Annotated in this window: 10 protein-coding genes; 8 read left to right on the plus strand and 2 right to left on the minus strand. The window is 61.2% G+C overall.

The window, feature by feature from the left end; genetic code table 11:
* Window positions 1–34: 34 nt before the first annotated feature.
* The 6 genes from odhB (at window position 35) to ACGK9R_RS12330 (ending at window position 7,380) form a co-directional block, all read left to right on the plus strand.
* Window positions 35–1,627 (plus strand): 2-oxoglutarate dehydrogenase complex dihydrolipoyllysine-residue succinyltransferase, encoded by a 1,593-nt coding sequence (gene odhB / locus ACGK9R_RS12305; RefSeq protein ID WP_394581659.1) that lies wholly within the window; start codon window positions 35–37, stop codon window positions 1,625–1,627.
* Window positions 1,628–1,774: 147 nt separating this feature from the next.
* On the plus strand, window positions 1,775–3,214 hold the full coding sequence (gene lpdA, locus ACGK9R_RS12310; protein WP_394581661.1) for a dihydrolipoyl dehydrogenase: 1,440 nt from the start codon (window positions 1,775–1,777) through the stop codon (window positions 3,212–3,214).
* 153 nt (window positions 3,215–3,367) lie between these two features.
* Complete coding sequence (gene sucC, locus ACGK9R_RS12315) at window positions 3,368–4,534, plus strand: ADP-forming succinate--CoA ligase subunit beta (RefSeq protein ID WP_394581663.1); 1,167 nt, start codon at window positions 3,368–3,370, stop codon at window positions 4,532–4,534.
* Window positions 4,534–5,406 carry a succinate--CoA ligase subunit alpha gene (sucD, locus tag ACGK9R_RS12320; RefSeq protein WP_394581665.1) on the plus strand — a complete coding sequence of 291 codons (873 nt, stop codon included), beginning with the start codon at window positions 4,534–4,536 and terminating at the stop codon, window positions 5,404–5,406. Before sucC ends, sucD begins: the two co-directional genes overlap by 1 nt.
* Window positions 5,407–5,591: 185 nt before the next feature.
* Window positions 5,592–6,140, plus strand: a complete 549-nt coding sequence (locus ACGK9R_RS12325; protein WP_394581667.1) for a DUF1697 domain-containing protein — start codon at window positions 5,592–5,594, stop codon at window positions 6,138–6,140.
* A 52-nt stretch (window positions 6,141–6,192) separates the two neighbouring features.
* On the plus strand, window positions 6,193–7,380 hold the full coding sequence (locus ACGK9R_RS12330; RefSeq protein WP_394581669.1) for an epoxide hydrolase family protein: 1,188 nt from the start codon (window positions 6,193–6,195) through the stop codon (window positions 7,378–7,380).
* 106 nt (window positions 7,381–7,486) lie between these two features.
* Here ACGK9R_RS12330 and prpF read toward each other — a convergent pair whose 3' ends face one another.
* Window positions 7,487–8,626 carry a 2-methylaconitate cis-trans isomerase PrpF gene (prpF, locus tag ACGK9R_RS12335; protein WP_394581671.1) on the minus strand — a complete coding sequence of 380 codons (1,140 nt, stop codon included), beginning with the start codon at window positions 8,624–8,626 and terminating at the stop codon, window positions 7,487–7,489.
* Entirely contained in the window at window positions 8,623–11,244 is a 2,622-nt protein-coding gene (acnA, locus tag ACGK9R_RS12340; protein WP_394581673.1) for an aconitate hydratase AcnA, read from the minus strand. Before acnA ends, prpF begins: the two co-directional genes overlap by 4 nt.
* A gap of 299 nt (window positions 11,245–11,543) precedes the next feature.
* Between acnA and ACGK9R_RS12345 the strand changes: the two genes are divergently transcribed.
* Together ACGK9R_RS12345 and ACGK9R_RS12350 are read left to right on the plus strand one after the other, a co-directional pair.
* Window positions 11,544–12,542: a Bug family tripartite tricarboxylate transporter substrate binding protein gene (locus ACGK9R_RS12345; protein ID WP_394581675.1), complete on the plus strand. Its 999-nt coding sequence runs from the start codon at window positions 11,544–11,546 to the stop codon at window positions 12,540–12,542.
* A 228-nt stretch (window positions 12,543–12,770) separates the two neighbouring features.
* Window positions 12,771–13,694 (plus strand): GntR family transcriptional regulator, encoded by a 924-nt coding sequence (locus ACGK9R_RS12350; protein ID WP_394581677.1) that lies wholly within the window; start codon window positions 12,771–12,773, stop codon window positions 13,692–13,694.
* Window positions 13,695–13,720 lie beyond the last annotated feature (26 nt).

Consider the following 13,720-nt stretch of genomic DNA (forward strand, 5'->3'; position numbering starts at 1 on the left):
CACCGGGTTTAGAGAACCTATTAAGGGAAATGACATGGCTACTGATATCAAAGCGCCAACCTTTCCGGAATCCGTTGCCGAAGGCACGGTCGCCGCGTGGCACAAGAAGCCGGGTGACAGCGTTGAGCGCGATGAGCTGATCGTCGAAATCGAAACCGACAAGGTGGTGCTGGAAGTCGTGGCACCGGAAGCCGGCACGCTCACCGACGTGATGGCCGAAGAGGGCGACACCGTCGAGTCCGAGCAGGTGCTGGGCAAGATCGGCGAAGCCTCCGGCGGCGGCGAAGAGAAAGCCGAGAAGTCGGACGACGGCGAAAAGAAAGAGAAAGACGCCAAGGAAGACGCCGGCGAAGAGAAGAAGCAGGGCGACAAGGAAGAGAAAAAGGCCGGCGGCGGCAAGCAGCACGACGTTAAGGCGCCGAGCTTCCCCGAGTCGGTACAGGAAGGCACCGTGGCCACCTGGCACAAGAAAGTTGGCGAAGCGGTCAAGCGTGACGAAGTGCTCGCCGACATCGAAACCGACAAGGTCGTGCTCGAAGTCGTTGCCCCCGCCGACGGGGCACTGGCCGAGATCAAGGCCGAAGAGGGCAGCCAGGTCGAGTCCGAAGCGGTGCTGGCGATCTTCGCCGAAGGCGCCGGCGGTGACAGCGGCCAGAGCGAGAACAAGGCCGACGACAAGCCGGCGGATAGCGGCAGCGACGACGACGGCGCCGATGAGAAAGTGGGCGACAAGATCGTCGCCCCGGCAGCGCGCAAGATGATCGCCGAAAACGATCTGGACGTTTCCAAAATCGAAGGTACCGGCAAGGGCGGTCGCATTCTGAAGGAAGACGTGCAGAAGGCGGTGAAGGACGGCAGCGCGAAGAAAGCCGCCAAGTCCTCCGCGCCGGCGAAGAAAGCCGCCGCCCCGGCCGCCGCTGAAGGCGAGCGCGCCGAGAAGCGCGTGCCGATGACGCGCCTGCGTAAAACCATCGCCAAGCGCCTGGTCGAAGCGCAGCAGACCGCTGCCATGCTCACCACCTACAACGAGGTAGACATGGGCGCGGTGATGAACCTGCGCGCGCAGTACAAGGAGACCTTCCAGAAGGCCCACGACGTCAAGCTCGGCTTCATGGGCTTCTTCGTCAAGGCAGCGTCTGAAGCGCTCAAGCGCTTCCCGGACGTCAACGCCTCCATCGACGGCGACGAGATCGTCTACCACGGCTACCAGGACATCGGCGTGGCGGTATCCACCGACCGCGGCCTGGTCGTACCGGTACTGCGCGACACCGACGCCATGAAGATCGCCGATGTCGAAAAGGGCATCGTCGACTTCGGCCAGCGTGCCCGCAACGGCAAGCTCGGCATCGACGAAATGCAGGGCGGTACTTTCACCATCACCAACGGCGGTATCTTCGGCTCGCTGCTCTCCACGCCGATCATCAACCCGCCGCAAACCGCGATCCTGGGCATGCACAAGATCCAGGAGCGCCCGATGGCGGTCAACGGCAAGGTCGAAGTGCGCCCGATGATGTATCTCGCGCTCTCTTACGATCACCGCATGATCGACGGTAAGGACGCGGTCCAGTTCCTCGTCACCATCAAGGAACTGCTCGAAGACCCGGCGCGTCTGCTGCTCGACGTATAAGGTCTTGCGCCGCCGGGTTGAAACTCGGCGGCGAACCCCGACGTTTCGTTCAGGTGTTTCAAGTTATCGCCCCAGGCCCTGGGTTCGTGTTTCGATTGTCATGATTGAATCGCACGCATTCAGGGTCACCAAGCGAAAGGAGCCAACATGGCTGACAAGTTTGATGTAATCGTTATCGGTGCCGGCCCCGGTGGCTACGTTGCTGCCATTCGCGCCGCCCAGCTGGGTCAGAAAGTGGCCTGTGTCGAGAAGTGGCAGGGCAAGGAAGGCAACGTGGTTCACGGCGGCACCTGCCTGAACGTGGGCTGCATTCCCTCCAAGGCGCTGCTGGAAGCCTCGCACAAGTACGTCGAAGCCAAGCACGACTTCGATGACCTGGGCATTCAGGCCAGCGACGTCTCCATGGACGTCACCAAGATGATGGCGCGCAAGGACAAGATCGTCAAAAATCTGACCGGCGGCATCTCTGGCCTTTTCAAGGCCAACGGCGTCACCGCGATCGACGGCACCGGTAAGGTCGTCGCCAACAACCAGGTCGAAGTCACCGACCTTGACGGCAACGCTACCAAGTACGAAGCCGACAATATCGTCATCGCCGCCGGGTCCGTGCCGGTCGAAATCCCGCCGACGCCGCTGACCGACGACCTGATCGTCGACTCCACCGGCGCGCTCGAATTCAAGGATGCGCCGAAGCGGCTGGGCGTGATCGGCGCTGGCGTCATCGGCCTCGAACTCGGCAGCGTGTGGAATCGTCTGGGCTCGGAAGTCACCGTGCTCGAGGCGATGGACAGCTTCCTGCCGATGGTCGACACCACTGTCGCCAAGGAAACCCAGAAGCTGCTGAAAAAGCAGGGTCTGGACATCAAACTTGGCGCCCGTGTGACCGGCTCCGAGGTGAAGGATGGTGAAGTCGTCGTCAAGTACACCGACGGTGACGGCGAGCAGGAGATCACCTTCGACAAGCTGATCGTCTGCGTTGGCCGTCGCCCCTACACCAAGGGCGTGATCGCTGATGACGTCAGCATCGAACTCGACGAGCGCGGCTTCATCTTCGTCGACGACCAGTGCCGCACCAACGTGCCGGGCGTTTACGCCATCGGTGACTGTGTGCGCGGTCAGATGCTGGCACATAAGGCCTCGGAAGAAGGCATCATGGTGGCGGACATCATCGCCGGCCAAAAAGCCGAGATGAACTACGACGCCATTCCGTGTGTCATCTACACCGCGCCGGAAGTGGCCTGGGTCGGCATGACCGAGCAGGATGCCAAGTCCAAGGGTATCGAGGTCAAGACCGGTACCTTCCCGTTCGCCGCGAGCGGCCGCGCCATGGCGAACAACGCCACCGAAGGCAGCGCCAAGGTGATCGCCGATGCCGAAACCGATCGCATCCTGGGCGTACACATCGTTGGCCAGCACGCCGGCGAGCTGATTGCCCAGGCCGTGATCGCGATGGAGTTCGGCTCCAGCGCCGAGGATCTGGCGCTGACCTGCTACGCCCACCCGACCATGTCCGAGGCGGTTCACGAAGCCGCGCTCGCGGTGGACGGGCACGCCATTCACATGGCAAACCGCAAGAAGCGCAAGTAGGTCGTCAGCGGCGTTCCAACGCGTTCTGTAACCACCAGGCGCCACCTTGCGTGGCGCAACGCCGACACCCCGGCTTTCGGGGTGAAGGCACGGGGATGACCGGTGTCTGCACCGGCCATCGTTCGAGTCACATGCAACCAATGGCATGAATCGATGAACCTTCACGAGTATCAGGGCAAACAGCTGTTTGCCGATTATGGTCTGCCGGTGTCCAAGGGCTTTGCCGTGGACACGCCGGAAGAAGCGGTAGAAGCGTGTAAAAAGATCGGCGGCGACATGTGGGTGGTCAAGGCCCAGGTGCACGCGGGCGGTCGCGGTAAAGCGGGCGGCGTGAAGCTGATCAAGGACCCGGCAGAAGCGAAAGCCTTTGCCGAGCAGTGGCTGGGCAAGAACCTGGTGACCTACCAGACCGACGAGAAAGGCCAGCCGGTCGCCAAGATTCTGGTCGAGAACTGCACCGACATCGCCTCCGAGCTCTACCTGGGCGCGGTCGTCGACCGCACCACGCGTCGCGTCGTCTTCATGGCCTCCACCGAAGGCGGTGTCGAGATCGAGAAGGTCGCGGAAGAGACGCCGGAGAAGATTCTGAAAGCGGAAATCGATCCGCTGGTCGGCGCGCAGCCCTACCAGGCGCGTGAACTGGCCTTCAACCTGGGCCTGAAAGGCGACCAGATCAAGCAGTTCACCAAGATCTTCCTGGGACTTTCCAAGCTGTTCCACGACAAGGATCTGGCGCTGCTGGAAATCAACCCGCTGGTGATCACCGACGAAGGCAACCTGCACTGTCTGGATGCCAAAATCAACCTGGACGCCAACGCCCTGTACCGTCATCCGGACCTGCAGGAAATGCGTGACCCGAGCCAGGAAGACCAGCGTGAAGCCGACGCCGCCAAGTGGGAGCTCAACTACGTAGCCCTCGACGGCAACATCGGCTGCATGGTCAACGGCGCTGGCCTGGCCATGGGCACCATGGACATCGTCAACCTCTCCGGCGGTAAACCGGCCAACTTCCTCGACGTAGGCGGCGGTGCTACCAAGGAGCGCGTGGCGGAAGCGTTCAAGATCATCCTGTCCGACGACAACGTCAAGGCGGTACTGGTCAACATCTTCGGCGGTATCGTGCGCTGCGACATGATCGCCGAAGGCATCATCGGCGCCGTCGAGCAGGTCGGTGTCAACGTGCCGGTCGTCGTGCGTCTTGAAGGTAACAATGCCGAGCTGGGCGCCGAGAAGCTCGCTTCCAGCGGTTTGAACATCATCGCTGCCACCAGCCTGAGCGACGCCGCTCAGCAGGTCGTCAAAGCAGCGGAGGGCAAGTAATGAGTATCCTGATCGATAAGAACACCAAGGTCATCTGCCAGGGGTTCACCGGTGGCCAGGGCACGTTCCACTCCGAGCAGGCGATTGCCTACGGTACGCAAATGGTCGGCGGTGTTACGCCGGGCAAGGGCGGCCAGACGCATCTGGGCCTTCCGGTGTTCAACACCGTTGCCGAAGCGGTCAAGGAAACCGGCGCCGAAGCCAGCGTCATCTACGTGCCGGCCCCGTTCTGCAAGGACTCGATCCTCGAAGCCGCTAACGCCGGCATCAAGCTGATCGTGTGCATCACCGAAGGCATCGCCACGCTCGACATGCTCGACGCGAAAGTAAAATGCGACGAGCTCGGCGTTCGCCTGATCGGCCCGAACTGTCCCGGCGTGATCACCCCCGGTGAGACCAAGATCGGCATCATGCCCGGTCACATCCACCAGCCGGGCCGCGTGGGCATCGTCTCTCGCTCGGGCACGCTGACCTACGAAGCGGTCAAGCAGACCACCGATCACGGCTTCGGCCAGTCCACCTGCGTGGGCATCGGCGGTGACCCGATTCCGGGCTCCAACTTCATCGACATCCTCGAGATGTTCGAGAAGGATCCGAAAACCGAAGCGATCGTCATGATCGGCGAGATCGGCGGCACCGCGGAAGAAGAAGCGGCGGCCTACATCAAGGACAACGTCTCCAAGCCGGTCGTTGCCTACATCGCGGGCGTGACAGCGCCTCCCGGCAAGCGCATGGGCCACGCCGGTGCGATCATCTCCGGCGGTAAAGGTACCGCGGACGACAAGTTCGGCGCGCTCGAAGCGGCGGGCGTGAAGACCGTTCGTTCGCTGGCCGACATCGGCGACGCGCTGAAGGAAGCCACCGGCTGGTAAGTCGTGGTTTGATTGACCTTCAGTAGAAAAACGCTTTCGAGCGTGAGGCCAGTCAGTTAACGCTGACTGGCTTTTTTGTGTCTGCTCGTTAACAGTGGCGTAATTTTTTCTTCACGACAGCACCAGGTACCAGCAGGTAGCGCTAATATGGCGATACTCTGGAGCCATGAAGGAACGTGATCGTCATGTCACTAAAAGTCGCACTGATGCGCAGTGTTGTCATCGACAAACAGCGCGTAAAAATGGCCGATGCGCGCGCGCTGGTCGAGCGCGTGGGCGGCCGTGATGTCCAGTCGGTCATTGCCACGGGCAACTTGCTGTTTCATTCCGACAAATCCAATGAGGCGCTCGAAGCGCAGCTGGAAGCCGAGTGTGCGGCGTTTTACGGCCAACCGACTCACATGGTAGTGAGAACCGCCCGCGAATGGCAGATCCTCATGGAGGCCAATCCGTTTGTCGAGGAGGCGGCGGATCTGCCGTCTCGATTACTGGTGTGGATCATGCGCGAGCCGCTTCCCGACGCAGGTCTCGAGCAGCTACGTCAGCGTGCCGTTCAGGGCGAGAAGATTGAACGAACGGCGAACGGCGATTTCTATGTGTGGTTCGGCCAAACGCCCATCGATCAGTCGAAAGTACCTGCAGGCTTTGGTCTCAAGGCGCTGGGGGCAATAGGCACCAACCGCAACTGGAATACCGTGGCCAGAATTGCCGATATCTTCCAGACAATGCGTTGAGCGTTGGCATCCAGGCCAATAACCCTTCCATACCGATGACACAGAGGTCTTCATGAAACCTGCCCCGACCACGCCTTTACAGGCGGAAGCTTCAACCACGACCCCTTTGCAGATAACGCCTTTCGAGATAGCCATTCCGGACAGTGAGATCGATGATCTTCACGCGCGCCTTGAGCGCGTACGTTGGCCCAGCAGTGTGCCGGGCTCGGGGTGGGAGTACGGCCTCGATCTGGATACCGCGAAGGCGCTGGTGGCGTACTGGCGAGACGGCTTCGATTGGCGAAAGCAGGAGCAGCGGCTCAATCGCTTTCCGCAGTTTTTGACCACCATCGATAATCAGACGATTCATTTCATCCACGTTCGCTCGCCGGAGCCCGAAGCCCAGCCTTTGATCATGACGCACGGCTGGCCCAGCACTTTTGCGGATTTTGCCGAGCTGATCGGCCCGTTGACCGACCCGCGCCGGTATGGGGGTGACCCCGCCGATGCCTTTGATGTCGTGATCCCGTCGATTCCCGGGTTCGGGTTTTCCGGCCCCACCATCGAACCCGGCTGGGACAGCGCGCGCATCGCGAAAGCCTGGGATACGCTGATGCAGGGGCTTGGCTATTCGCACTACGTCGCCCACGGCGGTGATGCCGGCTCGTTCATCACTCGCGAGATGGGCATTGCCAAGCCGGCGGGGCTTCGCGCGATACATGTGCTCGAGATATTCGCCTTCCCGACTGGCGTGCCAGGAGAACTCGACGATCTTACCGAAAGCGAGAAGTCGCAAATGGCCTTCATGGCGGGCTTCAACGAACACTCCTGCCACCAGGGCGTGCATCAAAAGCGCCCGCTTACGTTGGCTTACGGGCTGACCGACTCGCCGGTCGGGCAGCTGGCCTGGATCGTCGATCCGATGAAAGGGCTTGGGCGCTACGCGCCGCCCGAGCCCCACGACCGCGACGTGGTACTCACCAACGTATCGCTTTATTGGTTTACCCGCACGGCCGAATCGTCGGCGCGCTGGTATCTCGAGGATGCCCGAAGCGGCGCCGGTGGCGCCGAGGCGATGAATACGGTACCCACGGGCGTGGCACTCTTTCCGTATAATCTGCTGTCGATCCGGAAAATCGCCGAGCGCGCCAATAATATCGTTCACTGGAAGCACTACGACCGGGGCGGCCACTTTGCCGCCATCGATGTACCAATGCTGCTGGTGGAGGACTTGCGTGAGTTTTTCCGCCGCTTTCGCTAAAGCAGATAACGAGAAGGGGGAATGAAAAAAAGCCAGCGCAAGTGCGCTGGCTTTCGTTCATGGCCACACGTTCATGGGCTACCGCCTCGTTATATCGCGCGGGGCGTTATACCAGTACGGCGCCTTCCATCAGCCGCCGGGCGCTGCGGCTCATGATCGCCTTGTCGATCTGCCAGGCGTTGCCATCGTGGGAGGCCGTCGCACCCACTTCGACGATGCCAGAGGCGTGGCCCAGGCTTGCCTGTCGACTGCCCAGATCGCCGGTCAGTGCCCGGGCGAGGGTGCCTTCAACCGCAATCGCAGCGGCAATCGCAAGCGCTCCTGTGCCGGTAATCGCATGGTGTAGCTTACCCATGGAAAGAATGCGCACCACCAGGTCGATATCGTTGGCCGCTACGTTCTTGCCGCTCGACGCCTGGTAGTCTTGCGGCGCGGCGATGAAGGCAAGCTTGGGCGTATGCGGTCGGTTACGCGTGGCCTCATCGGCGGTTTTAGCCAGCCCCATCAGCACCGCACAGTGGGCACGTATCGCTTCGCAGCGCGCCAGAAGCGCCGCGTCGCCATTGACCTGATCGCCGATCTCGCAGCCGGTCAGGCCAAGCGAGCTGGCGTCGACGATGATGGTCGGGTTGCCCGCATCCAGAAGTGTCGCCTGAACGCCTTCGAACCCTTCCAGATCGAGCGTGTCGACCGGGTTGCCGGTGGGGAACAGTGGCTTGCCATCGCCGCCGGCGGGAGACAAGAATTCCAGCACGATTTCACCGGCCGGGAAGGTCACGCCGTCGAGCTGGAAGTCACCGAGCTCCTGCACTTCGCCGTCTTCCATGGGGACGATCGCGTGAATGTGCTTTTCGATGTTCGCCTGCCAGATGCGCACCGTCGCGTTGCCCTCCGACGGGGCATCGACAAGCCCTTTCTGGATCGCGAAGGGGCCGACCGCCGAGGTGAGGTTGCCGCAGTTGCCCGACCAGTCGATCACCGGCTCTTCGACCGACACCGCGCCGAACAGGTAGTCGACGTCGCAGTCGTCGCGCTCGGAAGGGCTGATCACTACCACTTTACTGGTGCTCGACGTGGCGCCGCCCATGCCGTCGATCTGCTTCTGGTAAGGGTCGGGGCTGCCAATGACGCGCAGCAGCAAGGCATCGCGCTCCCTGGCGTCTTCGGGCAGGTCGCTTTTCAGGAAAAAGACGCCTTTGCTGGTGCCGCCACGCATGTAGGTGGCGGGAATCGGACGCTGCTTCATGGGGTCGCTGTCTCCTGTTGAGTGCCGAGATATTCGTTGCGCAGCTGGGGCAACAGGCCGCCACTGCGGAAAAAGCGCACTTCCTCGAAGGTATCGAGGCGACACTTCACGCGCACGTCCCGGGTCTGGCCATCGGGACGCGTGATGGAGAGCGTCAGCATGTCGCCGGGCTGAAAGTTGCTGTCGATGCCCTTCAGGCTGAACGTCTCTTCGCCGGTCAGGGCAAGACTCAAGCGGGTATCACCATCGGTGAACTCCACCGGCAGGATGCCGAGCCCAGCCAGATTGGTGCGGTGGATGCGCTCGAAGCTTTCGGCGACCACCGCGCGCACGCCGAGCAGGCGAGGGCCTTTGGCCGCCCAGTCGCGTGACGAGCCACTGCCGTACTCCTTGCCGGCAATGACCACCAGCGGCTGCTGGCGTGTGGCGTACTCGCAGGCGGCTTCAAAAATGCTGGTCTGCTGCTTTTCAGGCATCAACAGCGTGATCGGCCCTTCCTGCTCGTCTGCCAGCATCTCGTTTTTCAGGCGCGGGCTTGCAAAGGTGGCGCGCTGCGCGACTTCGTGGTTACCGCGACGCGTGCCGTAGGAGTTGAACTCCGCCGGGCTGACCCCTTTGGCCTGCAGGAACTGGCCCGCATCGCTTTCCGGCAGGATGGCGCCGGAAGGCGAAATATGGTCGGTGGTGATGTGGTCGCCCAGTATGGCCAGCGGGCGCATATCGACAAGATCCCGATGCGGGTCGATCGGGCCAAGTTCCGGCGTCCAGTAGGGCGGACGCTGGATGTAGGTGCTTTCAGGCTGCCAGGCGTAGGTCGCGGGGGTGTCGTTCTGGCGCGCCTTGACGATGATGTCGCTTGAACTTGCGATATCGGCGTACTCGCGGGTGAACAGCGACTCGGTCAGCGACGACTGCTCGAGAGCGGCAAGCTCTTCATCGCTTGGCCAGAGCTCATCCAGATACACCGGCGTGCCGTCGGCATCCGTGCCAAGGGCATCCTTGAGCGGGTCGAAGCGGTAGGTGCCGGCGATCGCGTAAGCCACGATCAGAGGCGGGGCCATGATGAAGACTTCCCGGGCCAGCGGATGAACGCGGCCTTCGAAATTACGATTGCCCGAGGTCACCGCGACGGTATTGAGCTTTTGCGAGCGAACCTGATCTTCGACCTCTTCGTTGATCAAGGGGCCGGACATGCCGTTACAGGTGGTGCAGCCATAGCCGACCACGTTGAAACCCAGCGCATCGAGATCTTCCTGCAAGCCCGAGGCGGCCAGATAACCGCTGACCACCCGTGAGCCCGGCGCAAACGATGTCTTTACCCACGGGGCGCGTTGTAAACCACGCTTGCGGGCGTTGCGTGCCACCAGACCCGCACACAGCACATTCTTGGGGTTGGAGGTGTTGGTGCAACTGGTAATGGCGGCGATGACGACGCTTTCGTCTTCGAGCTTGTCGGAAAGCGCACCGCCGGCTTTTTCCGACTGGCCCAGCACGATGCGCTGGTGAGGTTTCTTCGGCCCGGAAATCGCGCGCTTAACGGAGGCCAGGTCAAACGAGATGACGCGGTCGTAATCGACGTTGGTCAGCGAGTCGTTCAACAAGCCCTGATGTTCGGCGTACTGCTGGGTGCGCTGGGCCATTTCGCCGCCGCGTCCGGTGATGCGCATGTAGCGAAGCGTCTGCTCGTCGATGGCAAAGATGGCCGCAGTCGCACCGAACTCCGGGGCCATGTTGGAAATCGTGCCACGATCGGCCAGCGACAGCTGGTTGACGCCCGGGCCGAAGAACTCGAGATAGCAGCCGATGACGTTTTCCTGGCGCAGCTTCTCCGCGATCATCAGCGAAATATCGGTGGCCAGATAGCCGCTGGGCAGCGTGCCATCGAGGTGGATACCCACGATTTCAGGAATCCGGATCGCCAGCGACTTGCCCAGCATGGCGGCCTCTGCCTCGATGCCGCCAACGCCCCAGCCCAATACGCCGATGGCATTGATCATGGTGGTGTGGCTGTCGGTGCCGACCAGGGTATCCGGGTGCAGCCAGGTCGCGCCGCCTTGCTGGGTGGCGGCGATGACCGGTGTGAGGCGCTCGAGGTTGATCTGGTGAAGAATGCCCTTGCCGGAGGGAATGATCGCCAGGTTGTCGAAGGCCTGGTCGCACCAGTCGAGAAACGAAAAGCGCTCGGCGTTGCGTTCGCGCTCGATGGTTTCGTTGTCACGCTGCGCCGAGGCATCGCCCCAGTGTTCGACGTTCAGCGAGTGGTCGATCACCAGGTGCGTGGGCACGGCCGGGTTGACCCGCTGCGGGTCCTGTCCTTGATCCTGCAAGGCATCGCGTAGCCCCGCCAGGTCGACCAGCGCCGGCGTGCCCAGTAGATCCTGGAGCACCACGCGCGCCGGGCTGAATGGAAGATCCTTCGACCGGTCACGACGAGCCAGCACTCTCAGCAGGTCTTCGGGTTGGTCGGTATGGCGCAACACGTTTTCGGCCAGCACGCGAAGGCTGAAGGGGAGGCGTTGATAATCCTCGCCCATTGCGGCAAAGGCTTTTGGCGTATCGAAGAAACGATACGCCTGCCCGTTGATCGTGAGATGGCTGATGTAGTCGGTCGAATTCATTATTGGTCTCCCATTGGCTAGCGAAGACATTATTGTACTATTTTAAAAAATAATTCAATTATGCACTCCAAAAAAAAGACTAAAGTAGAATTTTTTTATAAATTTTGGCCTATATGCTAATAAAAGCCATGTTAAAGGGGCCGCTTGAGCAAGGCTCTCGAGTTCGGCTCTTCCATTGGCTCTCATCAATGTGCGTATGAAGGTTCGTGCAATCGCCTTGCCCCGTTTTTTCAGGGACATGATCTGGCGAAGCGTTTGAGCGTTCAAGGCGGTTTTTTCATTCCAGAAGGAAAACGACAATGACAATAGCAATGAAGACCCGGGTTGGCTGTGTGATCGCGGCCTCCTGTGTGGCAACACTTGGCATGAGCAGTGCGCAGGCCCAGACGTGGTCGCCTACCCGCAGTATCGAATTTCTGGCGCCCTCCAACCCGGGCGGCGGCTGGGATACGTTGGCGCGAACCAGCTCGCGGGTCATTCAGGAAGAGGGGCTGTCTGACAGTAGCTTTGCCGTCATCAACGTGCCCGGTGGCGGTGGTGCCGTAGGGTGGGCGCAGATCGCCCGCGAATCGGGTAACCCGCACAAGCTGTTCGCGACCAGCCCGCCGATCATCCTGGTGCCGTTGGCGGGCGCTTCGCGCTACGACCATAACGATTTCACCCCCATCGCCAGGCTGATCACCGACTACTCGATCGTGCTGGTACGGGCAGACTCCCCCTATCAGGATCTGAACGATCTGTTCGATGATCTGCGCGAGAACCCGAACATGAGTATCGCCGGTGGTAGCGCGCCGGGGTCGATGGACCACATCTCGTTGGCGGGCCTTGCCGATGCAGCGGGCATGGATGCGGTCAACGTCAATTATGTGCCTTTTACCGGGGGCGGCGAGGTCATCACCAACGTGCTGGGTGGCCACGTGGTCGCTGGCATCACCGGGGCGGGTGAATCCTCCGGCCAGCTTGGCGAAGGCAGCAGCCTGCGTGCCCTCGGAGTGTCGTCTCCCGAGCGCCTGGGCGGCGTGCTGGCCGACGTGCCCACCTACGAAGAGCAGGGCATCGATTACACCTTCGATATCTGGCGTGGCGTGATGGGCGCCCCGGACATGCCCGAAGAGGCGGTGACCTACTATGAAGACCTGTTCGCCGCGATGCTCGAGACCGACGGTTGGCAGCGTGCGCGTGACCAGCTGGGCTGGATTGATGCCTACCAGGATAGCGAAACGTTCGGGGCTTTCCTTGATGAGCAGCAGGGTGTGTTCGAGACGATCCTGACCGATCTGGGCCTGCGCGGCGAATAAGCTCGCAGCCGGCCAGGGCGCATCGCAAGGACGGTGCGCCCTGGAACGTATTCAGCGTGTAGGTGCCTTAACGGCGCCTGTTTTTGTTGCGTGGGTTACAGGTGGGTTCATCAGGCGGCGAGATAACGCTAAACTCTTGATTGAGATGGCCTACTCGTCATCGATAAAGCTACCCGGCGTCCACCGATATGGGTGATGAACGCAGCCGTCGTGTCATCGGAGAAAAATTTGAAGACCAATGAGTTGCAGGTAAAAATCGCCCAGGAAATCATCGCCCTGGCACGCCGTGAGCGTTACGCTGCCCATCAGCGCCTGGTCACCACGGCCCTTGCCGAGGAGCTGGGTGTTTCGCGCTCGCCGGTAAAGTCTGCCTTGTCCATCCTTGAAGAGCTTGGGGCCGTTCAGTATGACAAGAATCGCGGTTTCTTCCTCGCCTGCGCGGCGGAGGAGCTGACCGCCACGCTCAAGCTGCTCGACGGCAATGCCGATGATGATCTTTATCAGCGCATCGCCGAGTTCCACCTGGATGGCAAGCTTGCAGCAGATGTCAACGAAGCCGAAATGATGCGCCTTCTAGGGGTCAGCCGAAACCAGCTGCGAAAGTGTCTATCGCGGATCCAGCAGGAGGGTTGGGTCGAGCGAAACGCCGGACACGGCTGGCATTTCATGCCGGTGGTGGATTCCGTTGAGGCCTACGAGGAGAGTTACTATTTCCGCATCGTCAACGAACCCGCCGCGATTCTCGGCCCGAGTTTCGAGCCACACCGCGAAGAGTTGTCAAGTTTGATCGCCGAGCAGGAGTTCATCGCCAGTCAGGGCTACTCCTACATGACGGCTCAAGAGCTTTTCGATGCCAACACCCGGTTTCATGAAACCGTGGCGTCCTGGTCGGGCAACCGGTTCATCTTGCAGTCCTTGAAGCGCTTGAACCAGCTGCGTCGGTTGGTGGAGTACAGGCAGGTCGACAAGCGCGCCTCGCGCAAGGGTCAGTCCGCCGAGCATCTGGACATTCTGTACGCCATTCAACGCATGGACGGCCTGGAGGCGGCGAGCCTGATGCGCAAGCATCTCGAAGGCGCGCGGCGTACCAAGGTTTACGATAGCGCGCTGTTCAAGCGGACAAGCGATGTCCGTTTGAACAGCGATGCTTAACGCACGTCAATGCTGTAAAGGGAAAA

It is taken from the genome of Halomonas sp. HNIBRBA4712, from assembly GCF_043558675.1.
In the GTDB taxonomy this organism is placed as follows: domain Bacteria; phylum Pseudomonadota; class Gammaproteobacteria; order Pseudomonadales; family Halomonadaceae; genus Vreelandella.